General features: G+C 62.7%; 24 protein-coding genes. 17 read left to right on the top strand and 7 right to left on the bottom strand.

What is annotated here, in order from left to right; translation table 11 throughout:
* Positions 1–187 precede the first annotated feature (187 nt).
* The 4 genes from PAN31117_RS03420 to PAN31117_RS03405 all read left to right on the top strand — a co-directional run bounded on the left by PAN31117_RS03420 (position 188) and on the right by PAN31117_RS03405 (position 4,919).
* On the top strand, positions 188–1,459 hold the full coding sequence (locus PAN31117_RS03420) for an amidohydrolase family protein (protein WP_150659465.1): 1,272 nt from the start codon (positions 188–190) through the stop codon (positions 1,457–1,459).
* 28 nt (positions 1,460–1,487) lie between these two features.
* Positions 1,488–2,024 (top strand): DUF1097 domain-containing protein, encoded by a 537-nt coding sequence (locus tag PAN31117_RS03415; RefSeq protein ID WP_039398196.1) that lies wholly within the window; start codon positions 1,488–1,490, stop codon positions 2,022–2,024.
* A 208-nt stretch (positions 2,025–2,232) separates the two neighbouring features.
* Positions 2,233–3,903, top strand: coding sequence for a gamma-glutamyltransferase family protein (locus PAN31117_RS03410; protein ID WP_174990841.1), 1,671 nt, complete (start codon positions 2,233–2,235; stop codon positions 3,901–3,903).
* A gap of 125 nt (positions 3,904–4,028) precedes the next feature.
* Entirely contained in the window at positions 4,029–4,919 is an 891-nt protein-coding gene (locus PAN31117_RS03405) for a LysR substrate-binding domain-containing protein (RefSeq protein ID WP_150736978.1), read from the top strand.
* A 48-nt stretch (positions 4,920–4,967) separates the two neighbouring features.
* Here PAN31117_RS03405 and PAN31117_RS03400 read toward each other — a convergent pair whose 3' ends face one another.
* The 5 genes from PAN31117_RS03400 to PAN31117_RS03380 all read right to left on the bottom strand — a co-directional run bounded on the left by PAN31117_RS03400 (position 4,968) and on the right by PAN31117_RS03380 (position 9,498).
* Entirely contained in the window at positions 4,968–5,807 is an 840-nt protein-coding gene (locus PAN31117_RS03400) for a bifunctional allantoicase/(S)-ureidoglycine aminohydrolase (protein ID WP_150736977.1), read from the bottom strand.
* A 175-nt stretch (positions 5,808–5,982) separates the two neighbouring features.
* On the bottom strand, positions 5,983–7,218 hold the full coding sequence (locus PAN31117_RS03395) for an amidohydrolase family protein (protein ID WP_150736976.1): 1,236 nt from the start codon (positions 7,216–7,218) through the stop codon (positions 5,983–5,985).
* Positions 7,219–7,437: 219 nt separating this feature from the next.
* Positions 7,438–7,947 carry an AidA/PixA family protein gene (locus PAN31117_RS03390; protein WP_150736975.1) on the bottom strand — a complete coding sequence of 170 codons (510 nt, stop codon included), beginning with the start codon at positions 7,945–7,947 and terminating at the stop codon, positions 7,438–7,440.
* Positions 7,948–7,975: 28 nt separating this feature from the next.
* Positions 7,976–8,476, bottom strand: a complete 501-nt coding sequence (locus PAN31117_RS03385) for an inclusion body family protein (RefSeq protein WP_150736974.1) — start codon at positions 8,474–8,476, stop codon at positions 7,976–7,978.
* A gap of 368 nt (positions 8,477–8,844) precedes the next feature.
* Entirely contained in the window at positions 8,845–9,498 is a 654-nt protein-coding gene (locus PAN31117_RS03380) for a GntR family transcriptional regulator (RefSeq protein WP_150736973.1), read from the bottom strand.
* Between the two features lie 262 nt (positions 9,499–9,760).
* Here PAN31117_RS03380 and PAN31117_RS03375 point away from each other — a divergent pair, with 262 nt between their 5' ends.
* The 3 genes from PAN31117_RS03375 (at position 9,761) to PAN31117_RS03365 (ending at position 13,482) form a co-directional block, all read left to right on the top strand.
* Positions 9,761–10,228: a VOC family protein gene (locus PAN31117_RS03375; protein ID WP_224786775.1), complete on the top strand. Its 468-nt coding sequence runs from the start codon at positions 9,761–9,763 to the stop codon at positions 10,226–10,228.
* A gap of 292 nt (positions 10,229–10,520) precedes the next feature.
* The gene (locus PAN31117_RS03370) at positions 10,521–11,570 is read left to right on the top strand and encodes a porin (RefSeq protein ID WP_150736972.1); all 1,050 of its coding nucleotides are present in this window, start codon (positions 10,521–10,523) and stop codon (positions 11,568–11,570) included.
* A gap of 106 nt (positions 11,571–11,676) precedes the next feature.
* Positions 11,677–13,482, top strand: a complete 1,806-nt coding sequence (locus tag PAN31117_RS03365; protein WP_150736971.1) for an LVIVD repeat-containing protein — start codon at positions 11,677–11,679, stop codon at positions 13,480–13,482.
* A gap of 135 nt (positions 13,483–13,617) precedes the next feature.
* Here PAN31117_RS03365 and PAN31117_RS03360 read toward each other — a convergent pair whose 3' ends face one another.
* Positions 13,618–14,586, bottom strand: coding sequence for a 2-hydroxyacid dehydrogenase (locus PAN31117_RS03360; protein WP_217429629.1), 969 nt, complete (start codon positions 14,584–14,586; stop codon positions 13,618–13,620).
* A gap of 156 nt (positions 14,587–14,742) precedes the next feature.
* Between PAN31117_RS03360 and PAN31117_RS03355 the strand changes: the two genes are divergently transcribed.
* The 9 genes from PAN31117_RS03355 to PAN31117_RS03315 all read left to right on the top strand — a co-directional run bounded on the left by PAN31117_RS03355 (position 14,743) and on the right by PAN31117_RS03315 (position 23,785).
* A complete protein-coding gene (locus PAN31117_RS03355) occupies positions 14,743–15,699 on the top strand; it encodes a fumarylacetoacetate hydrolase family protein (RefSeq protein ID WP_150737311.1) in 957 nt (318 codons plus the stop codon).
* Between the two features lie 37 nt (positions 15,700–15,736).
* On the top strand, positions 15,737–16,771 hold the full coding sequence (locus PAN31117_RS03350) for an ABC transporter substrate-binding protein (protein WP_150736970.1): 1,035 nt from the start codon (positions 15,737–15,739) through the stop codon (positions 16,769–16,771).
* 62 nt (positions 16,772–16,833) lie between these two features.
* The gene (locus tag PAN31117_RS03345) at positions 16,834–17,391 is read left to right on the top strand and encodes a VOC family protein (RefSeq protein ID WP_150736969.1); all 558 of its coding nucleotides are present in this window, start codon (positions 16,834–16,836) and stop codon (positions 17,389–17,391) included.
* Positions 17,392–17,420: 29 nt separating this feature from the next.
* Positions 17,421–18,164 carry an ABC transporter permease gene (locus tag PAN31117_RS03340; protein ID WP_150736968.1) on the top strand — a complete coding sequence of 248 codons (744 nt, stop codon included), beginning with the start codon at positions 17,421–17,423 and terminating at the stop codon, positions 18,162–18,164.
* Complete coding sequence (locus PAN31117_RS03335; RefSeq protein WP_246188896.1) at positions 18,161–19,021, top strand: ABC transporter ATP-binding protein; 861 nt, start codon at positions 18,161–18,163, stop codon at positions 19,019–19,021. Before PAN31117_RS03340 ends, PAN31117_RS03335 begins: the two co-directional genes overlap by 4 nt.
* Positions 19,021–19,974 (top strand): alpha/beta hydrolase, encoded by a 954-nt coding sequence (locus PAN31117_RS03330; protein ID WP_150736967.1) that lies wholly within the window; start codon positions 19,021–19,023, stop codon positions 19,972–19,974. Before PAN31117_RS03335 ends, PAN31117_RS03330 begins: the two co-directional genes overlap by 1 nt.
* An 86-nt stretch (positions 19,975–20,060) precedes the next feature.
* Positions 20,061–20,966 (top strand): dihydrodipicolinate synthase family protein, encoded by a 906-nt coding sequence (locus tag PAN31117_RS03325; protein WP_150736966.1) that lies wholly within the window; start codon positions 20,061–20,063, stop codon positions 20,964–20,966.
* A 93-nt stretch (positions 20,967–21,059) separates the two neighbouring features.
* Positions 21,060–22,325, top strand: coding sequence for a porin (locus tag PAN31117_RS03320; RefSeq protein ID WP_174990802.1), 1,266 nt, complete (start codon positions 21,060–21,062; stop codon positions 22,323–22,325).
* Positions 22,326–22,375: 50 nt separating this feature from the next.
* Positions 22,376–23,785 carry an amino acid permease gene (locus PAN31117_RS03315; protein WP_150736964.1) on the top strand — a complete coding sequence of 470 codons (1,410 nt, stop codon included), beginning with the start codon at positions 22,376–22,378 and terminating at the stop codon, positions 23,783–23,785.
* Between the two features lie 74 nt (positions 23,786–23,859).
* Here the strand turns inward: PAN31117_RS03315 and PAN31117_RS03310 are convergent, their stop codons facing one another.
* A complete protein-coding gene (locus PAN31117_RS03310; protein ID WP_150736963.1) occupies positions 23,860–25,437 on the bottom strand; it encodes a hypothetical protein in 1,578 nt (525 codons plus the stop codon).
* A 223-nt stretch (positions 25,438–25,660) separates the two neighbouring features.
* On the opposite strand from PAN31117_RS03310, the gene PAN31117_RS03305 reads away from it, so the two are divergent.
* Entirely contained in the window at positions 25,661–26,347 is a 687-nt protein-coding gene (locus PAN31117_RS03305; protein WP_150736962.1) for a class I SAM-dependent methyltransferase, read from the top strand.
* Position 26,348 lies beyond the last annotated feature (1 nt).

The following is a 26,348-nucleotide window of genomic DNA, read 5'->3' as shown; positions in this document are numbered from 1 at the left end:
TCTAGGGAAATTCTTAGACGAAAACCAGCAAATCCCGATGCCCCGTATCCGGGCGCTCCTCTAATCTTGGTTCAAGCCTTTCAGAACTTTTGCCACCCCGGCCGCCGATGCACTCCGGCCAAACTCATCAACCTCACTCTGCGACGCTATTCGCAAGTGCTTCTCGTGACGTAAGGAGACCCGCACCATGCATGTGGACCTGCTGATCAACAACGTGTGCGTACGCGACGACGCGCCGCTCGTGGACATCGCCATCAAGGGCGGACGCATTGCCGCGATAGAGCCGGGCATCGACGCCACCGCCGACGAGCAGATCGACGCGCAGGGCAGGGCCGCGATTCCCGGCCTCGTCGAAGCGCATCTGCATCTCGACAAGGCGCTGCTGCACCGCCGTCTGCCCGCGCGCTTCGGCACGCTCGACGAGGCGATTCGCGTGACCGGCATTCTCAAGAGCAAGCAGGAGCGCGAAGACGTGCTCGACCGCTCGCGTCAGGTACTCGACATGGCGGTCAAGAACGGTACGGTCGCAGTGCGCGCACACCCCGACGTCGACCTGATTCAGGGCCTCATCGGTGTGGAAACGCTGCTCACGCTCAAGGACGAATACGACAGCCTGCTCGACCTGCAAATCGTGGCGTTCCCGCAGGAGGGCATTCTCAAGTCGAAAGGTACCTATGAGCTGATGATCGACGCGCTGCGCATGGGCGCGGACGTCGTGGGCGGCTGCCCGTACAACGAGCTGAACTGGGAAGACACGAAGCGCCACATCGATATCGTGTTCGAGCTGGCGCAGCGCTTCGATGCGCCTATCGATATGCATGCGGACTTCGCGGACGACACCAGCGATCAGCGCTTCGCTGCGATCTCCTACATCGCGCAACGGACCATCGACACGGGCTATCAGGGACGGGTGTCGCTCGGCCACGTGACGAGTCTGGGCGCGCTCGACAACGACGAACTCGCACCGGTGATCGAACAGATCCGGCTGGCGGGCATCAGCATCGTCACGTTGCCAGCGACGGATCTGTATCTCGGCGGACGCAAGGATGTGCAGAACCAGCGGCGTGGACTGACCCCTGTGAAGGCGTTGCATAGTGCGGGCGTGAACGTCGCTTACTCGTCGAACAACGTGCGCAACGCGTTCACCCCGTTCGGCAAGGCCGACATGTTGCAGATCGGCAACCTGCTCGCGCACGTGGCGCAGTTCGGCGTGCCCGAGCATCAACAGGCGATTCTGGACATGGGCACGCATAACGCCGCGCGCGCCATCGGACTGTCGCACGACTATGGCATCGCCGTGGGCAAGCAGGCCGATCTGATCATTCTCGATACGTTCCGGGTGGCCGACGCGCTGCTCGATATCCCGCCACGTCTGTGGGTCATCAAACGCGGCCGCATTACGGTCGTGACGCAGCACAGCTGCGAGATTCACCGGCATTCATGTTGTTGTGCGCAATGAAGTTCTTATAAAACTCAAGGAGACAATCATGAAGAAGCTGCCTGCGGAAGTCGTTGCCTCACTACTTGCTGTCACCACCATCCCGATTGCGATGCTGCCGTTGCATCTGCCGCCATGGGCGATCTTTATTAGCTGGGCAGCCACGTTCGCGATGGGCGGCCCGACGCTGGTGAACCTCAAACGCATCTGGGCGACGCTACCGATCGGATCGTTCTTCGCGTTCCTGATCGTGCTGGGCTTCAAACAGGCCGCGACGCAGTTCAGCGGCAACACGCTGGTGGTCGCGGAGATGGTGATTCTCTTCGCAGGCAACGGCTCGATGATGGCGCTGGCTCGCTTCTTCCCCGGCCTGAACTTCATCCCGGGCATGTTCTTCGGCTTCGCGACTTACTTCGCCACGCTGTTCGGCGGCTTCGGTCCCGTTGCTCAGGATCCGTTGGCCGCACTGGCCGCGGCCGTGGCGATGAACGCTCTCGGTCCGGTGTACGCCTGGGTCAAGGAGCGCTACTCCGCCCCGGAAGTCTCGCATCAGCGCAACTGGAAGGGCTGGAAGGCGGAAGTCTGACCACCAACCCTTTGACGATTTAACGATGTAAGGGCGAAGCGCTGCCAGTGTCGGGTGCGCTTCGCTTTCCAATGACATCCCCAAGGGAGACGGCATGACGTTCGCACCAAAACCGGCCGATGGCCTCAATCCGACACCACCACAATCGCCGCCGCAACCAACTGCTGCTGGCGATGCGACCAGCCTCAACGCACGTCGTAGTTTTCTGATGGGGACGGCGGCGCTGGCGGGCAGCGCCGTCCTACCGCTCTCGGCTGCTGAGGCCGTGGCGACCAAAGCCGAGACGAACGCAAAGCCGGACGGACGGCTGGCGCAATCGACGCGCGGTATGGTGACAAGTCCGCATGAGCTGGCGAGCGAAGCGGGGCTGGAAGTGCTGCGCGCGGGCGGGAACGCCATCGAAGCGGCGATTGCTATCGGCGCGGTGCTGAGCGTGACGTATCCGCACTTCACCGGTCTGGGCGGCGACGCCTTCATGGTCATCAGCGATCGTGACGGCAACGTGCGCACGCTCTCAGGCATCGGTCAGGCCGCGGCACAAACGCCCGAGTACGGCAGCACGATTCCTGTGCGCGGCCCCGGCGCGACGCTGACCACTGCCGCGACCGTCGCCATCTGGGACAAGGCATTTGAATTGAGTCGCACGCAGTGGGGTGGTCAGCAGTCGTGGCCATCGCTCTTTTCGCGTGCGACTGAGTACGCCGCGAACGGCTTTCCGGTCACGCCGTCGCAGCATTTCTGGCAGACGTTCCGCGCCAACGAGTTGTCCGGCTGGGAGGGTTTTTCGTCCACCTTCATGCCGAACGGGCGCATCCCGCAGGCGGGCGAGCGCTTCCATCAGCCTGCGCTGGCCCGAAGTCTCGACAGCATCGCGACCCACGGCGGACGCGAATTCTATGAAGGGGATCTGGCCGGACGCATCGCCGCCGGTCTGAAGAAGGTCGGTTCGCCCTTGCGCGCGAGCGATCTGTCGCGCGCGCAGGCACGTGAGGAAGTGCCGTTGCGCGTGGCGTATCGGGACGGCGAGTTGCTTGGGCTGCGTCCGCCGACACAGGGCGTAACGACGCTTGAGATCATGGGGATCCTCAATCGTTTCGATCTGAAGTCGATGCCGGAGGGCAGCGCCGACTACTATCACGTGCTGGTCGAAGCGGTGAAGCTCGCGTTTCTCGACCGCAACCGCTACGTGGCCGATCCCGATTTCGTCGACGTGCCGGTGGATCGTCTGCTGTCCAGTGCGAATCTCGACGCCCATGCGCGCAGCATCCGCATGGACCGCGCGATGCCGTGGCCGCACGTCTTCAAGACGGGCGACACGGTGTACATCGGGGCGGCGGACGGTCAGGGCAACTGCGTGAGCATGCTGCAAACCGTCTACTTCGACTGGGGCAGCGGTGTGGTGCTGGGGGACACCGGCGTGCTGTGGCACAACCGGGGTGCGTCTTTCAGCATGGACCCGGCGAGTCCCAACGTGCTGCGCGGCGGCAAGCGTCCGTTCCATACGCTCAATCCCGGCATGTACCTGAAGGGCGGACGTCCGCAATTGCTTTACGGCACGCAAGGCGCAGACGGGCAGCCGCAGACGCTCGCGGCCGTGCTCACCCGTCTCATCGACTACGACATGGATCCGTTGACGGCATTGAAGCGCCCGCGCTTCCTGCTGGGCAAGACGTTCTCGGATTCGCGCGACAGCCTCAAGCTGGAGCAGGACGCCGGGGCGGGGGTGTTCACCGCGCTGGCGGCGCGCGGGCACGAGATGAGCCCGCTGCCGCCGCAAAGCCAACTGGCGGGGCATCCCGGCGCGATTCGTATCGGCCCGCAAGGGCAGATGAGCGGCGCGCACGATCCGCGCAGCGACGGACGAGCGTTGGGCGTCTAGCCAAGCGCTACATGCACAACGCGGTGCCAGTAGCCATCATGGCGCTGGCACCGCCGAAAACCCCAGTTGCCGGGCGTTCGTCGCGCGTGATACAAGTTCAGCCATTCATCTAATAAATATGAAACATGGCTGGTAGTGTGAAATCGAATCGACCGCTGTTCGATCTGGACCTCTTGCGCTCGATCATCATGGTGGCCGATTGCGGCAGCTTCACGACGGCGGCCGCCCGTCTGCACTCGACGCAGTCCACCGTCAGTCAGAAGGTGAAGCGTCTGGAGGACATGGTCGGCCACAAGTTGCTCGACCGTGGCAATCGCGAGGTGCACGCGACCGATGCGGGCGAGTTGTTGCTCGGTTACGCGCGTCAGATGCTCGCGCTCAACGATCAGATGTTCGAAGCGCTCTCGGGGGCGGTGGTGGCGGTGACGGTGCGCCTCGGGGTGCCGGAGGATTTCGCCACGGGCGCGACGACGCAGGTGCTCGCCCGTTTCAACCGTCAGTATCCGCAGGTCAAGCTCGAAGTCACGAGCGGCCTGAGTCGCGATTTGCTGGGCAGTTACGATCACGGCGAACTGGATCTCGTGCTGGTCAAGCAGCGCCGCAATAGTCGCGAGTCGGTGGCGAGCAGTCCGGAAAAGCTGGCGTGGATCGACAGTGCGAAGCATCCGTCGTTCGGTCTCGATCCCGTACCACTCGTGACGTTCCCGACGCGAGGGCTGTACCGCGACGACATGATCAATGCGCTCGAAGCGATGGGGCGCAACTGGCGCATCAGCTTCACGAGTTCGAGTCTGAGCGGCATTCAGGGCGCTGTGGCCGATGGCATGGGGATCAGTCTGGTGCCGCCGCGCGCGGTGCTGCCGGGGCATGTGGTGCTCGGTCGTGGGCAGGGGTTGCCTGTTGTCGACACGTTCGAGCTGGCGATCTTTCACCGGCCGACGGCCGACCCGATGGTGGGCGCGCTCGCCAAGGTACTTGTGGGGATGCTGGCATCGAAACCGCGTGCGTCGAAGTGATCAGGATGCACGCGGCTTATTTACTATTTAGCTACGGCTGAATGCCGCTTACTTCGGCTGAGCGCCCAGCGTCAGATTCATGTGACGGTTGACGTCTTTGTACAGCAGGTAGCGGAACGGACCGGGGCCACCGGCATAGCAGGCCTGCGGGCAGAACGCACGCAACCACATGAAGTCACCGGCTTCGACTTCCACCCAATCCTGATTCAGACGGTAGACGGCCTTGCCTTCGAGCACATACAGGCCGTGCTCCATCACGTGCGTTTCCGCGAACGGGATGACGCCGCCCGGCTGGAACGTCACGATGTTGACGTGCATGTCGTGGCGCATGTCCTGAATGTCGACGAAGCGCGTGGTCACCCAGCGACCGTCGGTGCCCGGCATGGCGATCGGCTCGACGTCCTGCTCGTTCTTCACGAACGGTTCCGGATACGGCAGACCTTCCACGGCCTGATAGTGCTTGCGGATCCAGTGGAAGCGCGCGGTGTTCTGGCTGTTGTTGCGCAGTTGCCAGTCGGTCGCGGGCGGAATGAACGCGTAGCCGCCCGGGGTGAGCGTGTTCGCCTTGCCCTGAATCGTCACGGTGATTTCGCCTTCCACGACAAACAGCACGCCTTCGGCCTTGTCGTCCTGCTCGGGCTTGTCGCTACCGCCACCTGCGCCGACTTCCATGATGTATTGCGCGAACGTCTCGGCGAAACCCGAGAGCGGACGTGCCAGCACCCACAAACGCGTGTTGTCCCAGAACGGGAGGTGGCTGGTCACGATGTCGCGCATCACGCCCTTCGGGATGACGGCGTACGCTTCGGTGAACATGGCGCGGTCGGTGAGCAGTTCCGTTTGGCCCGGGTGCCCGCCGTGCGGCGCGTAATACGTAGTCTTCGACATGCTTGTTAGCTCCTGATGATTCCGATGCGTCGTTCTGTTTTTTCTCCCCATCGTCCGCCGCCGGGTTCCTGGGTTTCGATCTGCGCTTAGGGGCGCGCACGGATCGCTTCACCTCGGTGCGACGAACGTGAGCGACGCCGTCGCCTTGCGCAGGCGGCAGCGTCGCGCATGACAGTCAGGTCGGGGTGGCCCCTGCTGTGTCCTTGAGCAGGGCGGGGTCCAGCGCGAGTTGCGCCGGGCCGCCCCAGTAACGTCCGTGACGAATCACCGCGCGCGCCGCCGGTGCTGCTGCCACAGCGGCGGCCGCGTTCGGTGCGTCGAAGACGACGAAGCTGGCTTCGTTGCCCGCGTGCAGACCGTAGTCCGCTTTGCCGATCACGGCAGCCGCCGCAGTCGTCGCCATTTCGAGTGCGACGTGCAAGTCTTCGTCTGTATAGAAACCCGAGCGATAGCCGATGAGCATCGCGCGTTGCAGCATGTCGCCGTTGCCGTACGGCCACCAGCTGTCCTGAATGTTGTCGTTGCCCGTGAAGACACGCACACCTGCTTCGCGCAAGCGCAGAATCGGCGGGAAGGCGCGGTCGCCCGGGGCGTTGGTCATGATCGAGATGTCGGCGTCGGCCAGTGCACGGGCGATGGTGTCGAGTTCTTCCGGGCCGATGTCGCCCAGTCCGTAGGCATGGCTGACGGACACACGTCCCTGCAACCCGGCCGCCTGCGTGCGTGCCGCAATGCGATGCAGCTGTGCAAGACCGATGTCGCCGGGCTCATGCAGGTGGATGTCGATCTTCGTGCCGTGCTTCTCCGCGATGCCGAAGATCACGCTCAGTTGGCCGTGCGGGTCGCCGTCGAGCGTAGTCGGGTCGATGCCGCCCACGACCTGCACACCGGCGCGAACGGCGTCTTCCAGGACCTCGGCCGTGCCGGGGCACGTCATCACACCCGCTTGCGGGAACGCGACGAGTTCGATATCCAGCCATTCGCGCCACTTTTCACGCATGGCCAGGACTTCGTTCAGGTGCGTGAGGCCGGTGCTGGCGTCGACGTCCACATGACAGCGCATGGCCACGGTGCCGAACGACACTGTTTGACGCATGAGGGCGTCGGCACGTTGTGCCATCGGCGCGGCGGCGGCGATTTCCTGTTTCTCGGCAGCAAGACGCTCGCGCAGGGTCGCGGCGGGACGGTGCGCACGCCAGCGATCGCCGACGAAGCTTTTGTCCAGATGGATGTGGCCATCGACGAAACCGGGCAGCACGAGCTTGCCTCGCAGATCGATAATCTGAGCGCCGGTGGTGTCGGACGTGTACGACTCGTGCGCGCCGACGTAGGTGAAGCGTCCGTCGCGCATAGCAAGGGTAATGGGGTTGCCGTCGGCACCGACGGCGCCGACGAAAACGCGGTGAGTCATTGGGAACGCCTCTATGCTGCCCGGGGCCTCGCTGGCGCTGCCTCACAACATTGTCGTATGAACATGTCGTGTGGCGGGACACAGCCGCGCTGCGGGGTCTCGTGGGGGGTGAAACTGCGGGGTAAGACTTACAAGATAGCGAACCGATCCGGCATCGACAAATTAAATATCACAATGCATGCCATTCGATTTCTAAATAGTTGGCGGTGAGTGAATCCATCAGCCCGCAACGATGGACAGCGGCCATCGAAATGTGCCGATGACCTCCGCATTTCGATCCGTCACGATCGCCTCGATCTGCATGTCGACGCTTCCCTCCGCAACAACGTCGACCTCCCAACATGCGTCAAGCGTGGTGCGCGTTTCGAGTTTGGTGGGGTCATCCATTTGCGGAACGAAGAGCGTCACGTCGGGGTTCGTCGTCAGGACCAGATTGGAGAGCACGTCGTCATTGGGCAAATGCAGGTCAAGCAGGATCGCCTGCTCACCGCGCACCGATGTGGGGGACCAGCGGATGCTGACACGCTCGCCAGGTATCGCATTCAGGTGAAGTTGCCCGCCGTTGCTGGTCAGCAGAGAATCCAGCCCGGTGCATAGCGCGTAGCAGCAATCGGAGGCGGACGCTCCCGCAAGCAATGCTGCGGCGTCGATAATCAACAGAACATCCGCGCTGGTTTGGGATTCGGGCATAGCGGATTCCTTGCCTTGGGCAGTGGATTTGCGATCCACCGGCCGGTGGATCGCTGCCGTCAGTGATTTAGTCGTTGCGAATGCTGATGAACGGATCCCATTGGTAGCAGCCGCAAAGATTGCCGCTGCGATCCAGAATCTGGAACTGGAAGTGATAGGTCACGCGTCCGGTCTTGAGCGTTTCGCACGACCAGAAGTAGTTGGACACCTGCTGCTTCTTCGGATGCGTGGGGTCCTGCGGATTCGGCACCGGGATCTTGACTTCCGATTCGCGCGGTGAGGGCTCGGAGATGAGATTGACCTGGCCGCTGACGAACTTGTAGAAGATGCATGACTCCTCGAAGCCCAACGAGAGGGAATTTTCACGCCAGCGGATCACGTCGCCAATCCGAGCGGCAACATCGAGTTCGCCACCGGCCTGACCGCTGACCACGTTCTTCTGCGTCACGATCATGAAAACGTGCTTGGCGTCGATGAGCGGAGGATTCGACAGACTGCTGTTCTTGCCATACCGGTCGAGAATCGCCCTGGTGTCAATGGCAACGAGTACGTCAGTGACTTCAGACATGTGAGTCTCCCAAGAGGTGGAGTGATATGCCGTCGCAGAAGAGCGACGTCGTGGCGCGTAGCGATAGCGGTGCTTCGCGACCCACTCGTGCAGGCTAGAAGCCGGTGCGGAAGACAGCAACCTTCTTGGGGCGCAGAAAAATGCGCTATCCGAGTGACGAACACGCGGAATACGTGATGAGCGTTGGGCCGGTGCCGTGAGAGGTCTTATCGGTCGAGTATCACCAAACGATGAATTGAATCGCCCGGCAATGTCTTTTCGCATGGTGCGAAGTCCGAAAGGTGGCTTCGGAGACGGTGCAATGGCGGGGGAGAGAGAGCGTCACCCGGCCGCAGGCGGGCCGGGTGTACGTAAAGTGAACGTGAGGATTACGCGTCCTTGCGGCTATGTTGCAGACGTTCGAGTACGTGAATGCTCAGACGCGCCGTGTGGCTGCGCATCGCGTTATAGGCGGCTTCGGCATCGGCGGCCAACACGGCTTCCACGACGCGGTCGTGTTCGTCGAACGACACAGTGAAGCGTTCTTCGACGTCGGACTGCGCCGCCCGGAACGGCGCGAGCCGTTCGCGATGGCTATCGATCAGGGCCATGAGCGTCTTGTTCTGCGTACCTGCGCTCAGCAACTGATGGAACTCACGGTTGAGCGCGAGATAACCGGCTTCGTCGCCCGCGTCCATGCACTGCTTGCTCTGGACGTGAATCATCTCGAGCTGCTTCTTCTGCATGGCGCTCATGCGCTGTGCACTCAGGCGGCAGCAAAGCGCGTCGAGTTCGCACATCGCTTCGAGCATGTCGGACAGGTCATCGACGCTGATGCTCGCGACGACACCGCCCTTGTGCGGCGTGAGTTCGATGAGGCCACGGGCGTTCAGCTCGCGCAGCGCTTCGCGAATGGGCGTGCGTGACGCCTTGAAGCGCTCGGCCAGCACGACCTCTTCAAGCTTCTGGCCGGGGGGCAGGCGGCCGTCGATGATTTCGCCCGTCAATACGCGGCAGATCCGTGCGGCAATGGTTTCGGCCATGCTGGTTTATCTCGCTCCGTAGATGCGTCGTTTTAGTCGGATTGTATACATGCGGATTATACGAGTATTTTTCCTTATGTTCTCGTGTAAAAAGGGCGCAACGCCATAAGAGACGGGGCTTGATTGATTTCCGGAGCGGTGGGAGGCTCAATATGCATTCAAAAATACGTTTTTGAATGCAATGTGCTGAGATAGTATACATAAGCCATTCGCCGGAGGTGCCGGCGAGGCCTATCACCTCAATCCGAAGGAGACATTCATCATGGCCAAACTGCGTCACATTGCGCTTTCCGTGCCGGACCCCTGGAAGGCAGCCGAGTTCTATATGCAGGCGTTCGATTTCAAGAAGGTCGGGGAGACAGATTCCTCGCTCGCCCGGGGTGTCTATCTCTCGGACGGTGTCATCAACCTCGCGCTGCTCAACTATAAGAACGACGAAGCGGCGGGCGACCGCGGGCGCGAGTTTGTCGGTCTGCATCACATCGGCATCTGGGTGGAGGACGTGGCCGCCACGCGCGCGAAGATCGAAGCGGCTGGCGGACGCTATTACATGGGCGAAGTGCCCGTGAAGAGCAACATCTTCTACGAAGTTAAATTCTTCGACCCGAACGGTGTGATCTTCGACGTCACCGCGCACGGCTGGGGCGGCGCTTCGAAAGACGGTACGGGTAACGACAACGCGCCGAAGCTGCGCCACGAAGGCCTCCAGGCCGACCGCAGCGGACTTTGATCCGCGCGCGACGCATCTCGACATTCCCTACGGTAGTGCCTCAAATCGCCGCCGGCCACCTCGCGTGCATCGCGCCGGGTGTGTCGGTGGCGATTCATCATCCAAAGTCCTAAGGGGTAACCCGCTATAAAAAAATAGCCCGTTTGTATAAGTAAATAGCAGTAGAAATTCAATTTCTTTGATATGTATAATCCATCGAAAGATTGTATACATACAACGGGCGAGCGACAGACATCCCGGCAGTTCGACAGGGGAGGCGTCGCAAATAAAACGAGAAACATCAGGAGACAGCATGAAGAAGCGAGTGTTGTGTGCATTGCTGCTGGGTGCAATGCAGGGCGGTGCGTACGCGCAGTCTTCCGGGGGTGTCACGCTCTCGGGGTTCATCGACCTGAACATGGAACAACTGTGGGGGTCGGGCGCGAATGGCGGCAAGGTCACGAGAATGTCCAGTGGTGGGCTGAACAACTCTCGTTTCAACCTGAGCGGCTATGAAGAACTTGGCGGCGGGAACCGCGCGTTCTTCACGTACGAGCCGATGTTCTCAGCCAACAACGGCACACAATCGACGCAGGCGCGTCAGTCGTTCGTGGGGATCAAGGGGCCGTGGGGCGATCTGTCGCTGGGCCGTCAGTTCACGCCGTCGTACTGGATCGCGGGTTACGCCGATCCGAGCTGGGCGGCTGACTTCAGTATGGTCAACAACATGGAGTTCTTCTACGCGTCGTATCGTGTGGACAACTCCATCCAGTACAAGACGCCGACCTGGTACGGCCTGAACGCACGCTTCATGGCGACGACCGGTGTGGGGGACGGCACGCGCTCCGGCCGCTTCTACTCCGCTGCGCTGGAATATCGCCAGGGCGGCATTTTCCTGGGCGCAGTCAGCGAGTTGCAATACACCCGCGACATCTATTCGGCAAGCCAGATCCGTTCGTCGCGCGACAACTACTTCGCTGCGACGTACAAGTTCGGCAGCATCGAGCCGACGTTCATCTACCACACGTACAACGGCTACTACGCTTATCCCCCGTACGTCGCGTTCAACGTGCGCGGCTGGGACATTCAGGCGGGCGTGCGTTATGCGCTGACCGACCGCCATCGTTTCTACGCGAGCTTTGTCCACCGTCAGGACGACAACAACAAGGCGCTCTCCAACGCCAACGGCTTCGTGGTCGGCTACATGTACGGCTTGTCCAAGCGCACCACGCTGTATGCGACCTACGCTCGCGTGCAGCACAGCAACGACACGACCGTCCATTACCCGGTGACGTTCCAGGTCACGCCGACCGGCACGCAGAACCCGTCGGGCGTGCAGTTCGGTATTCGTCACGCGTTCTGACGCGGAACGCCGTTCGCCATCCGCATTCCCGCTTTTCAGTAATACGCCGCCGGAGAAGGTTGTTCACAGCGCCGGCGAGAAGACTTTTGAGACGAAGGAGGAAGACATGTTTCGCATGCAGACACGCGGTGCAGCCCCCGCCATGTTGACGGCCACGGCAGTGCTCGCGGCGCTCACGATGACGCTTGCCGCGCACGCCTCGGCCCCTGAGAGCGCGCCGGTCGCGCAGCCGGCGCCCGCCGAGAATCCGTCGGGTACGCCTGGCACGCCGAACGTCAAGGACCCGTATCTGGCCGGATGGCTACGCCTCACGCCGGACCGCGAACCGAAGCCGCTCAAGGCCGGTGTCGACTACGGCATGGACCCGGCCACGGGCAAGTTCATCTGGCCGAAGGCGTCGCCCGAAATTCACACGGGCCAGCGCTTCCCCGGGGAATTGACCACGTGGGACAAGAAGAGCTATTCGAAGAACGTGAAGGTGCTGGCGTTCTATCCGGGCGTCGATTCGCCGTTCCACGCGTGGAACAACATCGCCGACTTCAACGGCAAGCGCTATCTGTACATCCATGACCGCGACTATCTGCGCATCATGGACGTGACCGATCCGGCCAACGGCAAGGTCGTCTATTCCAAGGGCGGCGTGTGGGGACCGAAGGGATCGAGCGAGAAGTTCGACGCCAACAACGTGCAGGACTACCTTGGCGGCGCCACCATCGTGTGGAACAAGAAGCTGGGCAAGCCGATCCTCGTCGCGTCGTTCGAAATCGGCCGCTACGGTCTGATGCAGGACAAGTCGAAGCAGCCGGACAAGGTGGCAGCGCAACGCAATTACAACTCGCTCAAGGGCTTCAAGGTCTTCGTGATGGACGGCCCGTTGCCGTCCGACTGGAAGCTGATCGCCACGCGCACGACCGACTACAAGCATCCGAACGCGCCTGTCGGCCAGCAGCAAGGCTCGGGTTCGCTCGACTCGCCCGAGTTCTACGGCGGCAAGTACATGATTCTCTCGTCGGCGCCGGACGACAGCTACGCGCTCACCGAATACCCGAACTATCTCTACTCGCCGGGCTATCAGGTGTGGGATATGTCGGACCCCGCGAATCCGAAGTTCATCTCGCAGATTTCGGTGCCGGGCCAGATTCTCGGCAACGAAGAGCATGAGCAGGCATACCTGCAAAACCCGCGTGCGGGCAACCGTACGTCGTGGATGGGTTCGCGTATGCCGATCTTCCTGCCCAAGCCGCTGGAGCAGGGCGGCAAGGTGGGGTTCGGTGCGATGGGTGGCCTCGGACTGTGGTCGTTCGATCTGTCGGATCCGGCCCATCCGAAGGTGGTGGGCAACGTGAACACGGCACCGAGCTTCGCAGGCACGGAGTATGACAACGCCGACGTCAGCCAGTACGAGCGCACCGGTTATGTGCTCACCAGCGGCTACCCGATGAACCGCGACTGCTACGAGCCGTACAAGGACATCTTCGTCGTCGACGCGCGCAATCCCGCGAAGATGAAAGTGGCCGGCAAGCTGCCTGAGCCGGAAGTGCCCGAAGGCGCGCCGTTCACCAGCTTCTGTCAGCGTGGCGGCAACTACGGTCCGAAGCGTTCGAACTCTATCGGTCAGCCGGGGACGTGGCGCCAGGGCATCGTGCCGTACTCGTTCTACAACGCAGGCGTGCAGATTTTTGACGTGAAGGATCCGACCAAGCCGCGTATCGCCGGTTATTTCGTACCGGGGCTGGCCGACGAAACGGAACTGCCGGTCTACACGCTGGGTAAGGGCGTGTTCGCGATGTACACCGAGTACGACCGCAACATCATGTGGGCCTTCACCGAGAACGGCGCCTATGCATTGTCGAGCCCGCTGCTGGGTGAGCCGGTGATGGGCGCACCGGCCAAGCCGTACCCGGCACGCTAACGAACGATTCGACGTCAAGGGCGGCGCGACCGGATGTATCGGTTCGCGTCGTCACCGCCGACTTCACAGGGCCTCCAAAGCGTGAAGTTTTGAAGCGGGCAACCTCCGATGGTCTCCCGGTTGCCCGCTTCTTTTTTATTTCGACGCGTTGCGATGTTCGACGGCGTTGACGGCAGCCGGCAGCGACGTGCCAGCGAGATGGGCGCGCACGTTGGCCAGCAGCAAGTCGATCTGTGCTTGCAGTGCGGCGGGAGAGCGGCCCGAGATGTGCGGCGTCAGCACCACGTTCTCAAGCATGCGCAATGAGGATGGCACCTCGGGTTCGGTCTCGAAGACGTCGAGCGCGGCACCGGCGATCACGCCGTCACAAAGCGCTTCGATCAGCGCCACCGTATCGACCACGCTGCCTCGGGCCACATTGACGAGGAAGCCGTGTGCGCCCAGACGTGCCAGCACGTCGGTGTTCACGAGGTGATGCGTGGCCGGGCCGCCGGGACAGGCGAGCACGAGGAAGTCGCTCGCGTCGGCCAGTGCGCCGATGTCGTCGAAATGCTGCCAGCGACAGTTCGTGCGGGCTGTACGCGTGTGATAGCCGATGGACATGCCGAAGGCTTCCGCGCGCGTCGCGATGGCCTGACCGATGTTGCCGAGGCCGACAATGCCGAGTCGTGCACCGTTCAACGTGGGGCGCGGTGCGCGATGTTTCGCCCAGCCGCCAGCTTTCACGGCGCGGTCGAGCGTGACGAGTCCGCGTGCGCTGGCAAGCATCAGTGCGAGCGCGTGATCGGCGACGGTCTCGCCGTTTGTGTTCGGCGCATGGGCCACGGCGATGCCGCGCTGCGTGGCGGCGTCGACGTCGATGTTTTCAAAGCCCGCGCCGAAGGCGCAGATGAGTTCGAGCTGAGGGAGCGCGTTCATTTGTGCAGCCGTGAGGCCGGTGGTGCCGTTGGTCAGCACGAGGCGCACATGCGGCGTAACGGGGTCACCGTCGACGCAAAGCAGGGTTGCGTCGACGTCATGCAGACGCAGTCCGGCAGCAAGCAATTGCGCGCGGGCGAGCGGTTCGAGCGGGATGAGATTGAGCAGCAGCGGCATGTCGTTCATGGGCCCTAATCGTCTTGAAGAAATGGATTGAAAAATAAAATACAAATCAGTTGCTATGTATACATATGCTATGTATTGTGTTTCAACATAGCAATCAAAAAGACAGCCGATACGTGAAAACGAGATCGGTTACCGATGGAAGACAAGGAGGAAGGTGTGACCTGGTTTGGATTGGCAACTTATGAATCGCTGGCGCCGGGCGCCGTGGCCGCTCGTCGTACGGCACTGGTGCAGCACGGCCGTCTGTATGACCTCGAAGCGGTGCTGCGTCACATGGGCGCGAGTGCGGAAGACGGGCTCGCGTCGGCACAAGACCTGACGGCGCTTCTCTCGGATTGGTATGTGCATGGCGAGGCCGTGTCGGCCGCCGTGCGTCGCGCGCTGGACGCAGGTGTTCCGGCCAAGGTGGGGGCGCTGGCGACCGACAGCTATCGTCTGTGCGTGCCGTATCAGCCGGGCCGCATCTTTGCCACGGCGTCCAACTTCTACGAACACGCGGCGGAAATGGGCACCAAGCTCGCGCCGCGCAGCGAAAGCTCGCCGTACATGTTCATGAAGGCCGAGACGAGCGTGACGGCGACCGGTACCGATGTGGTGCTGCCGCCGCATGCCGAGCGCGTCGACTGGGAGGTCGAGCTGGCCGTGGTGATCGGCCGTCCGGGCCGTCATGTGCCGGTCGAACAGGCCCATGAATGGATCGCCGGTTACACCGTCATCAACGACGTGAGCGCACGGGATTTGAACCGTCGCACCGACTATCCGTTCACGCACGACTGGTTTCGCGGCAAGAGTTTCGATACCTTCGCTCCTCTGGGACCGTGGTTTGTGCCGCGCGACGTCATTCGCGATCCCCAGAACCTGCGTATGACGCTGTCGGTGAACGGCGAGTCGATGCAGGACGACACGACGGCAGGGATGATCTTCAACATTGCGGAGCAGATCGCTTACCTGTCGGAAATCCTCACGCTCAAGCCTGGCGATCTGATCGCCACGGGTACGCCGACCGGCGTGGGCATGGGGCGTGGCGTGTATCTCAAGGCGGGTGACGTGATGGTGGCGGGTATCGAGGGCATCGGCGCCATCGAGAACCGCGTCGTGGCACAACGCAAATAAGAAAGACCGCTCATGTGGCGGTCAGGAGGAGGCAGCAATGCAGCAGTGGCAGTGGACCCGGCGCTGGTGGACGGCGCTCGCATGTGCCGGCACGATCGGCACGGCAGGGATTGTCGGCGCAGGCGCGTTGTGGGCGACGCCGGTCGCCGCACAGGACAAGGTCAAGTTCAACCTCTCATGGCTGCCACAGGGCAGTACCGGCGGCGTGCTCGTCGCGATCAACAAGGGCTATTACCGCGAGGCGGGGCTGGAGGTGTCGGCCATCGTCGGTCACGGCGGGCAACGCACCGTCAATGAAGTCGATCAGGGTCTGTTCGAGTTCGGCTACGGCGACCCGATCAGCGTCATGCTCAATCGCGCACAGGGCGGCAAGACCCGCATGGTCGGTTCGATCAACGCGGTCTGGCCCGGCGCGATCTGCTATCTCGCAAAGCCCGGACGCACCATCACCAAGCCCGCCGATCTTAAAGGCATGTCGATGGGCGGTGGCGGCGCGTCGCCGTTGCAGAACATCGTGCCAGCGTGGCTCAAGGCGAATGGCCTGCCGCCGACGGCCGTCAAGCTGCTCCGCCTTGATCCGTCCACCATCAATCCTTCGTTTCTTCAAGGGCGCGTGGATCTGACCGAATGCTGGGAAGGCGCGAATCTGCCGGTGCTCAGGTCGCTGGCGTCGAAGCAGGGACGCGAGATCGGCTCGCTACGCTATCGCGATTTCGGGCTGGACATGGTTGGTAACGGGATCGTCACGACCGAAACGATGATCGCGCAGAAGCCGGACGTGGTGCGTCGCTTCGTGCAGGCGACCTACCGGGGCTATGCCTGGATGCGCGAGCACCCGGAGGAGTCCGCCGGTGTGATCGTCTCGCAGTACCCGATGCTCGACAAGCAGGTCATGATCGAACAGATTCGACAGATTGGCGCGCTGGAGACCGACAGCGAAACGAAGGGCCACAAGCCGGGCTGGCTGCCGGTGCCGCGTATGGAGTCCACTGCGAAGTTCGTGCGCGATGCCTTCAATCTCGCGCCGACGCTCAAAGCCACCGACATCTATACCAATCAGTTCGTCGAGTGATTCCCGGTGTTCGGGAATTCGTTCGATAGCCGATGAGAACTGTTGCAATGCAAGGAGTAGAGATGACAAGCCCCAAACCCAAACTCAATCCGAAGCGTCTCGGCCATCTGGTGCTGGTCGTGCGCGATATTCAGAAGTCGGTGAAGTTCTATACCGAAGTGCTCGGCCTCACGGTCTCCGACTGGATCGACGACCAGATGGTGTTCCTGCGTGCGGGCAGCGATCACCACGATTTGGCGCTTTCGCAGATTCCGAAAAACTCGCCCGACATCGACGATCTGCCGCGCTATAGCCGTCCCGGCATGGAGCATTTCTCGTATCTGGTCGACAGCGTCGAGGAGATGGAGAAGGCCGTGGAAGTGCTGCGGGCGCATGAGGTCGAGATCGTACGAGGCATCGGCCGCCACGGCCCGGGTGCGAATTACTTCCTCGTGTTCAAGGATCCGGACGGCAACAACGTCGAGCTGTATTGCGAGATGACGCAGATCGACGCCGAGCATCCGTACGAGGCGAAGGTGTGGGAGCGCAACATCGAGAGCTTCGACCGGTTCCGGTTCGAGCGTTTCGTCGTGCCGCCCCCGCCGGGGATGGTCAAGGAGAAGTCGGGCGGCAACGCTTAAGGCCCCGTCCATCCGGAGGAGACATTCGAATGAAACGCATCGCACAGACGATCGTATTCTGGGGCGTGTTGCTTGCCCTGTGGGAAATGGCCGTGACGTACTTCAAGGTGCAGTCGTACCTGATGCCGCCGCCGTCGGCCATCTTTCGTGCCGCGTGGGAAGTGCACCCGCAGATGCTGGCGGACACGTGGGTGACGACCGTCGAAGTGCTGACGGGGTTCGTCGCCGCCGTCGCCGGCGGGCTGGTGATCGGTGTGGTCATCCGCTACAGCGCGTTCGCGCGCCGTACGCTGTACCCGCTCGTCACTGCTTTGCAAAGCATGCCGAAGATCGCGCTCGCGCCGCTCATGATCGTGTGGTTCGGCTACGGCTTTGCCTCGAAGCTGGCGTCGACGTTCCTGTTCGCCTTCTTCCCGGTCGTGGTGGCGACGATGGGCGGTCTCGCGTCCGTGGCCCGCAATCTCGACGAGCACTTCCGTGCGCTGGGTGCAAGCCCGTGGGACACCTTCTGGCGGTTGTACCTCCCGGCGGCGCTGCCTGCGTTTGCCGACGGTCTCAAGATCGCTATGCCGCTCGCGGTCATCGGCGCCATCGTCGGTGAGTTCATCGGGTCGGAAGAAGGGCTGGGGCATCTGATCGTGTTCGCCTCGGCGGCGGCACGCACCGACGTGATGTTCGCGGCGATTCTGATGGTGACGTTGCTGGCGGTGGTGCTCTATTGGGCCATCGAGCGGCTGGCGCGGTTTGTCTGGTGGCGGGGGATCAACGTATGAGCGGTCTGACCAATTCGAAAGCGAACATCGTGACGCCTCTGCATTCGACGCGCGCAGCTGTTGTACCGTCCGCGGCCTCCCATACGTCGGAAGCCATGATCGAAGTGCGCCACATCGACAAGACCTTTCCGGCGAAGAACCGCAAGACTGCGCCGGTGAAGATTCTCGACGACGTGTCGCTCTCCATCGCGGACCAGGAGTTCGTGTCGATTCTCGGCACCAGCGGCTGCGGCAAGAGCACGCTGTTGCGCATCGTGGCGGGCTTGGTGACGCACGACGGCGGTGAAGTGCGCGTGGCGGGTCAGCGCGTGTCGCGTCCGGTGCCCGAGATCGGCGTCGTCTTCCAGACGAGCAACATGCTGCCGTGGCTCACGGTGCGACAGAACCTGCTGCTCGGCACCAGTCTGCGCAAGATTCCGAAAGAGAAGAGCGAGCCGCGCGTAGCGGCGCTGCTGGAGATGCTGGGACTCGCGCAGTTCGCAGACCATCATCCGCACGAGCTGTCCGGCGGCATGCGTCAGCGCGCGTCCATCGGCCAGATTCTGGCGCTCGAACCTAAAGTGCTGCTCATGGACGAGCCGTTCGGCGCGCTCGACGCGCTCACCCGCGACAACCTGAACGTCGAGCTGCTGCGCATCTGGCAGGAGCATCGGCAGACGGTGTTGCTCGTCACGCACAGCATCGAGGAAGCGGTGTTCCTGTCGGATCGCGTGATCGTGATGTCGGCGCGTCCGGGCAAGGTCGAGCAGGAGGTGGTGATCGATCTGCCGCGGCCGCGCTCGCCGCAGACGATCAAGCAGCATCCGCGCTACGCCGGGTACATCGCGCAGCTGTCGCAGTTGATGGGAGTCTATTGATGGACGGACAGACGTCTGCTGCCGCCGAATGGGAAGTCGCGCGCGCGCTCATGCGGGTGCTCGGCCCCTCGTGGACCGACGACATCGCCGCTGGACGCCGTGCTGTGCTCGACACCTATACGCCGTTGCTGGCGAAGGCGTCGACGGAAGGCTTCGCCATCGAGCGGGACCTGGCCTATGGTCCGCATGCGCGGCATCGGCTCGACGTCTACCGTCCGACAGCGCCGGTCGGACCGGCGAGCGCACCCGCACCCGCACCCGTTGTGGTCTTCGTTCATGGCGGCGGGTTTGTGCGCGGGGATATGAACGCCAACGCGCAGATCTACGGCAACGTGCCGCGCTACTTCGCGCGTCACGGCTGCGTGGCCGCCAACGTGGAGTATCGGCTCGCGCCGGAGGCCGCGTTCCCGGGCGGCGCAGAGGATGTCGGGCTGGCGATGCGGTGGATCCGCAAGCACATCGCGCAATATGCGGGTGAGGGCGGGGCCGACTTGTCCCGCATCCTGCTGATCGGGCATTCGGCGGGCGGTTCGCACGTCGCCAGCTATCTGTGCGATCCACGTGTGCGTCCGGCGGCACCTGAAGTGGCAGGGGCCGTGCTGATCAGTGCGCGGCTGCGTGCCGACGTTCTGCCGGACAATCCGAACGCCCCGGGTGTCATCGCTTACTACGGCGACGACGCAGCGCGTCACGAGGCGGACGCCCCGATGGCGCACGTCGATGCCATGCCGGTGCCGGTGATGACGGTCGTTGCCGAGTTCGAGAATCCCCATCTCGATACTTACGCGCTCGAATTCTGTCATCGGCTGTCCCGACGCGATGCGCACGCGCCGCGCTTCGTTCAGGTACACGACCACAACCACACGTCGGTCGTCGCGCATCTCGACACGGGCGACGATTCGCTCGGCCGCGAAATTCTGCAATTCCTGCACGAAATCAACCCATCTCCCTGATGCGGTCCGCGCCTGCCTGAATCGCTGAACGGGGACGTTCGGCGACGGCAGCGCCGCAGCTCTCTCCCTCTCTCTTAGGAACTGTCATGGTCGATCACGAATTGACCGGGGCGTTTGCGCCCGTCGTCACGCCGTTTCACGCGGATCTGACGCCGGATGCCCCCCGTTTTCTCGCACATTGCGAATGGTTGCTCTCGCAAGGTGTCGGTCTCGCGCCGTTCGGCACGAACAGCGAAGCGAACTCGCTCGGACTTGGTGAGCGCATGGCGTTGCTCGACCTGCTCGTCGACAACGGTCTCGACACGCGTCGCATGCTGCCCGGCACGGGTTGCTGCTCGTTGCCGGAAACGGTGGCGCTCACGCGTCATGCCGTCGAGCGCGGCTGCGCCGGTGTGCTGATGTTGCCGCCGTTCTTCTACAAGGGCATCTCGGACGACGGTCTCTACGACTACTACGCCCGCGTGATCGAGCAAGTGGCCGATGCGCGTCTGCGGCTGTACCTGTATCACATCCCCGCGTTGTCGGGCGTGCCGATCACACTGTCGGTAATCGAGCGGCTGATTCGCGACTTCCCGCAGACGGTCGTCGGTATCAAAGACAGCTCGGGCGACTGGAACAACCTGAACGCCATGCTCGACGCGTTCCCCGGCTTCGGCATCTTCCCGGCGTCCGAGTCGCTCGTGTCGCGCGCGTCGGCCAAAGGCGCGAAGGGATGCATCTCGGCGACGGTCAACGTCAACCCGCAAGTCATCGGACGGTTGTGTCGCGAGTGGGCGGGCGATGCGGGCGCTGCGCTTCAGGCGCAAGCGGACGCCGTGCGCAGCATCGTGCAGTCGTACCCCATGATTCCGGCGCTCAAGGCTGTGCTGGCGTCGCATCGCGACGACCCTGCGTGGTCGCGCGTGCGTCCGCCGCTCACGCAGTTGTCGGATGAGCAACACGAGCGGCTGCTTGCGCAGTTGGCCGCTTGCGGTTTCACGTTGCCGGGTTAAGCGACGATGCGCGGCGCGTTGCGGCATCGGTTCTCACGCCGACGGGACACTCGTCGTGCAGCACGTTCGGGGTCTGCGCGCGTTGGCGCGCGCATGCCAGGTGCGATGCTGGCGATGGCCGTCGGACTCGGCGCTTGCGAGATGTCGCAGGCGCAGGTGCAGATCTACGGACATCTCACGCCGATGACGGACTGGGTCAGCGTGAGCGGACGTCAGGCGCCGGCCTCCGCGCCGCGTCCGACGCAAGCGCCCGCAGGCGCGATCAACGTGCCGGAGATGAGCGGCACACGCATGCTCTCGAGCATTTCGTACTTCGGCATGCGAGGCAAGGAAGATCTCGGCGACGGTTATACCGCCATCTGGCAGATCGAAACGCCGGTCTCCATCGACGGCAAGGCCGCCGGTTCCATCGGCAATCGCAACTCGAACGTTGGGCTGAAGGGGCCGTTCGGCACGGCATTTCTGGGCAACTGGGACACGCCGTATCAGTGGTCGACGCTGTCCGTCGGCTCGCCGGTGCGCAATCCCTACACGGGCGACCTCAGCACCATCCTGAGCAATCCGGGCTTCAACGTGCCGAATACGACGACGCAATCCGGGCGCGTCAACAACGCGTCGGATGCGACGTTCAACCGACGTCAGGGCAACAGCCTTCAGTACTGGACACCCGAGTGGTACGGGTTGCAAATGCGCTTCTCGTACTCGCTGTCGAACGGCAGCGTGACGACACCGGCCGGCAGCATTTCTCCACAAGTGTTCGGCGCGGGGCTGGAGTACGTAAACGGTCCGCTGCGCGTGCGTTACGCGTACGAGATGCACAAGGACTACTTCGGTCTCGCGTGGCTCGGCGCACCGGCGAGCGCGAATCCGTCGAATGTCGGTTCACGTGCCAAAGGGTCTCGCGACGACGGCCACAAGGTGCTGGTCGTCTTCACGTACGCCAACACGAAGTGGGTGGCGGGCTGGGACCGGCTGACTTATCGCACGGACGACGGGACCAGCGGCAACCTTAACCACTACCGCCGCGACGCCGTCTACGCGATGGTCCAGCACTTCTTCGGCGGGGGACGCCACTCCGTCTGGCTCGGCGGCGGCTATGCGATGAACGGCTCTTGCTCGCGTGTGGGCGGTGCGGTGTGTAGCACCGCTGACCTCGGCGCGACGCAGATGAACCTCGGCTATCGCTACGACTTCTCGAAACGCACCGACGTGTACCTCGCCTATTACCAGGTCATTAACCGGGCCTGGGGAAGCTATGGCTTTTCGCCACGTCCGAACTTCAGCGCCACCAATGGCGGTGCGGCACCGCCCGGTGCGCACTACCGGGGCATCGGCTTCGGCATCGAACACACTTTTTAGTCATTTCAATACCGCAATAGCGAAGTAACGCAAGGAATAAGGAGACGATCTTGAGTACGACACAACCGGGCTTCGACAGCATTGTCGAGCGAGAAAAGGGGCTGCACCGCGGCCTGACCAGCGGGCAGTTATCGATGATTGCGATTGGCGGTGCGATCGGCACCGGCCTCTTTCTGGGCAGCGCGTTCGCCATCGGCTTTGCCGGGCCGAGCGTCCTGCTGAGCTATGCCATTGGCGGTGCGATTGCGCTGCTGCTCATGGGCTGCCTCGCGGAGATGACCGTGGCGCATCCGACGTCCGGCTCGTTCGGCGCGTACGCCGAGCACTACATCGGGCCGTTGGCCGGGTTTCTGGTGCGCTACGGCTACTGGTCGTCGATTGTCTTCGCCGTGGGTACGGAAGTCACGGCCATTGCCGTCTACATGAAGTACTGGTTTCCGGCCGTGCCGGGCTGGTACTGGATCGTCGGCTTCTCGGTCGGCCTCATCGCGATCAATGCGGCGAGCGTCAAGGTGTTCGGCGCGGTCGAGTACGCGTTTTCGATGCTCAAGATCGTTGCCATCGTCGCGTTCCTGATCCTCGGCGCGTACATCGTGTTCCGCGCCCCGGCGGAGAGTGGCATCGGGCTGGCGAATTACACGTCGCACGGCGGCTTCTTCCCGAAGGGGGCGTGGGGCATGTGGGTGGCGGTGATCGTGTCGATCTTCAGCTATCTGAGCATCGAGATGATTGCCGTGGCGGCGGGGGAGGCACAGGACCCGCAGCGCGCGATCACGCGGGCCTTCCGCGCGACGATGTTCCGTCTCGTGTTCTTCTATCTGCTCACGCTCGCGCTGACGCTCGCTATCGTGCCGTGGAACGCAGCAGGTGAGGACGGCAGTCCGTTCGTGAAGGTGATGGCCGCGACGCATATTCCGGGCGCAGCGGGCGTGATCAATCTGGTGATTCTGGTCGCGGCGCTGTCCGCGATGAACAGCCAGCTCTACATCACCACACGCATGATGTTCTCGCTCTCACGTGCAGGGTATGCGCCACGCCGCTTCGGCGAAGTCAGCCGCAACGGCGTGCCGGTCGCCGCGCTCATGCTCTCGACCATCGGGATTGCATTGGCCGTGGCGCTCAACGTGCTCGCACCGCAGGCGTCGTTCACGCTGATGATGTCGGTGTCGATGTTCGGTGCGATGTTTACGTGGCTGATGATCTTCGTCACGCATCTGTTCTTCCGTCGTGCGCACGACGCGAAATCGCTGAGCTTCCGCATGTGGGGGTATCCGTACGCCAGTCTGGCGGGCGCGTTGCTGATGCTGGCTACGCTCGTCACGACGTACTTCACCGACGAGTTCCGCATGACCTTGGTCTACGGTGTGCCGTTCGTCATCGCGTTGTCGGTGGTGTATGCGGTCTGGTACCGCCAGCGTGGCAACGCCGCCGCGGTTTCTGCTCAAGGGCAGGGTAACTGACGTTGCCAGGCGTCAACTGGTATTAGGGGGGAACGCACCGCGCCGAGAGCAATGGCGCGGTGCGAATGTCGTGCTTACGACTTGCGCTTGCCGTCCAGACGAAGGGGATCGATCTCCAGCGTAGTGCGCTTGCGCACGGCGTCGGTCGCTGTGTCGTCGCCGGTGCCCGCTGCATCGTTCTGCATGATGGACTGAAGCAACGTCATCAGATCGGACGTGCTCGACGCCGACAGCGGCGTGGTGACGTCGCTCACCAGCTTGGCCATTTCATAGCGCTGCACTTGCGTCTTCTGGCTGGCCGAGCGGCTGACGTGAGCATGGGCAAGCAGACCGTCGCGATAGCTCACGTCGACATTGCTCGATGCCGAATCCTGCACCTTCACGTATTCGTAGTTCTGCGACTTCGGATCGCTCGTCAATTGCAACGGCACCCCAGCCCAGAGCGAGCGGTGATAGCTCGCGCTCAGCGTGGCCTGCGTTTGCTGCTGAATCTTGCGGTTAAGCGTATCGGTGCCGCCGATCTGAGTGCTCTGCGAGATCTGGTAATCGAAGCCGTCGACTTCCGACGGACGCATCGGATTCGGCGACGTCTTCGTCTGCGACAGCGAAGCGCTGAAGTCTGCAAGACCGCTCAGCGTAGCCTTGTCCGCGTTGCTAAGCGTGATGCGCGGCAGGTTGGACGCGCTCGGGTAATGGCTGTTCAGACCCGTGAACGCGGCCTTGAACATATTCATGAGCGACGCATCGCCGTTGCCTCGCGCCTGCGCGGTGTCGAAGCGGGTGAGCCAGGCGTTCAGTGCGGCAGCTTGCGCCTTCGGGCTACCAATGGTTTGCAAGTTCTTCAGGTCGACGTCGACGTCGAACTTGCCGCTCGCGCCGTCGACGTGCATCGAACGTTGCGTGGCGTCCGCGTGGAACACGAAGGGCTGCGGCGTGGTGCCGTTGGCATTCAGCGTAGCGTTCAGATCTACCGACGTGAGCACGGACGTGTCGAAGCCCGTCAGTGCGCTGAAGTCCACAACCGGCGGTTGCTTGGCGAGACCGTTCACGGCCGTCTGGAAGGCGTCTCCCAGCTTGCCGAGCTGGTCTCGTTCGGCGTCGGTCAACGTGCCTTTCGTGACGGAGAACTCGACGGACAGGCCGTCGTCGCTGCTGCCCAGCTTGACGTTGATCTGCGCGCCGCTGGCGGTCGTGACCGTCAGCGCGAACTGATGATCGGCGCTCGTTTGCTGCTTGAATTGCTGTAGCGCCAGATCGGCTTCGGTGGCGGGCGTGGCAGATGTCGAGCGCACCACGCTTTGCGAGAAGGACGTAGCGCCCGTCGCGATGGTCGACATCAGCTTCGATCCAAGCTGATCGAGGCGATTGCCCAGCGATGTCGTCGACAGGTTGCCCGACATCAGTAGCGAGATGGCATCCGAGGGCAACTGCCGCCAGTTCAGCGCGGCGCCGTTGGCGACAGGCTGGGTGTACGTCGGCCAGTTGGCGACGGGCGGGGTCTGCGTGAGTGTGACGCGGGTGGATTCCGCGACTGCCGAAGCACCGGAGCCAGTGGGGACCGTGCCGGACACTGCGCTCGGACTTGTGGCACGCGACGCAATGTCGCTCGTCGTCAGAGGAATCAGATTCGCTGCTGTGTTGATAGACGTCATCGGGGGGACGTGTCGTCGAGAGGGTTCTGGTAAGGCCCGGTAAGGAAAGCGGGCCAATCCTATGCATTAACGACCCGAAGTCGCCAATATTTAGCGGTACCCATCAAATTGCATGGGCCTCGATGGCGCTCCCGGTGCAGCCTTGTCGAGCAAGGCACTTGCATCCATCGCATCTCCCATGGCATGATGAAACATCAAAAGTTACGTGAATGTGGAGCCAGCCATGCAGCAAGACACCATCGCGATGTTTGACCAGCACGCAGCCACGTACGACCAAACCTGGAGCGCCATGACGCCGTTGCGCGATGCGCTGCAACTGGTGCTGGACAACGTTTTCGCGTCGCTGCCGCCTGAGGCGAGGGTCTTGTGTGTCGGTGCCGGAACGGGCGCGGAGATTCTGTATCTTGCTGAGCGCCATCCGGCGTGGCGTTTCACCGCCGTCGAACCGTCGGGGCCGATGCTGGACGTGTTTCGCGGCAAAGCCGAAGCGCAAGGCATTGCGTCGCGCTGTGTCTTTCATCAGGGCTTTCTCGACTCGCTGCCCGAGAGCGAACCGTTCGACGGCGCGACGTCGATTCTCGTCTCCCAGTTCGTGACGGACCCGGTCGAGCGGCGGGCGTTCTTCCGCGGGATTGCAGACCGGCTGAAACCGGGTGGCTACCTTGCGAGCGCGGATCTGGCGTGCGACATGACGTCGGAAGCGGGGCGACGGCTGCTGGAAGTCTGGTTCGGAATGATGTCGGTGTCGCCCGAGGCGCGTGAGCGGGCGAAGGCCATCTATGGGACGCAGGTGGCTGTTGTGCCGCCGGAGGCGATGGACGACATCATCTGGGAAGGCGGCTTCGACGAGCCGGTGCGCTTCTTCCAGAGCGGGCTGATTCACGCGTGGTTCGCGCGTCAGGCGCTGTGAG

The sequence above is a fragment of the Pandoraea anapnoica genome (assembly GCF_902459765.1).
Lineage (GTDB): Bacteria > Pseudomonadota > Gammaproteobacteria > Burkholderiales > Burkholderiaceae > Pandoraea > Pandoraea anapnoica.
The sequence above is the reverse complement of the archived record's forward strand: the minus strand, read 5'-3'. Positions and strand labels throughout refer to the sequence as shown.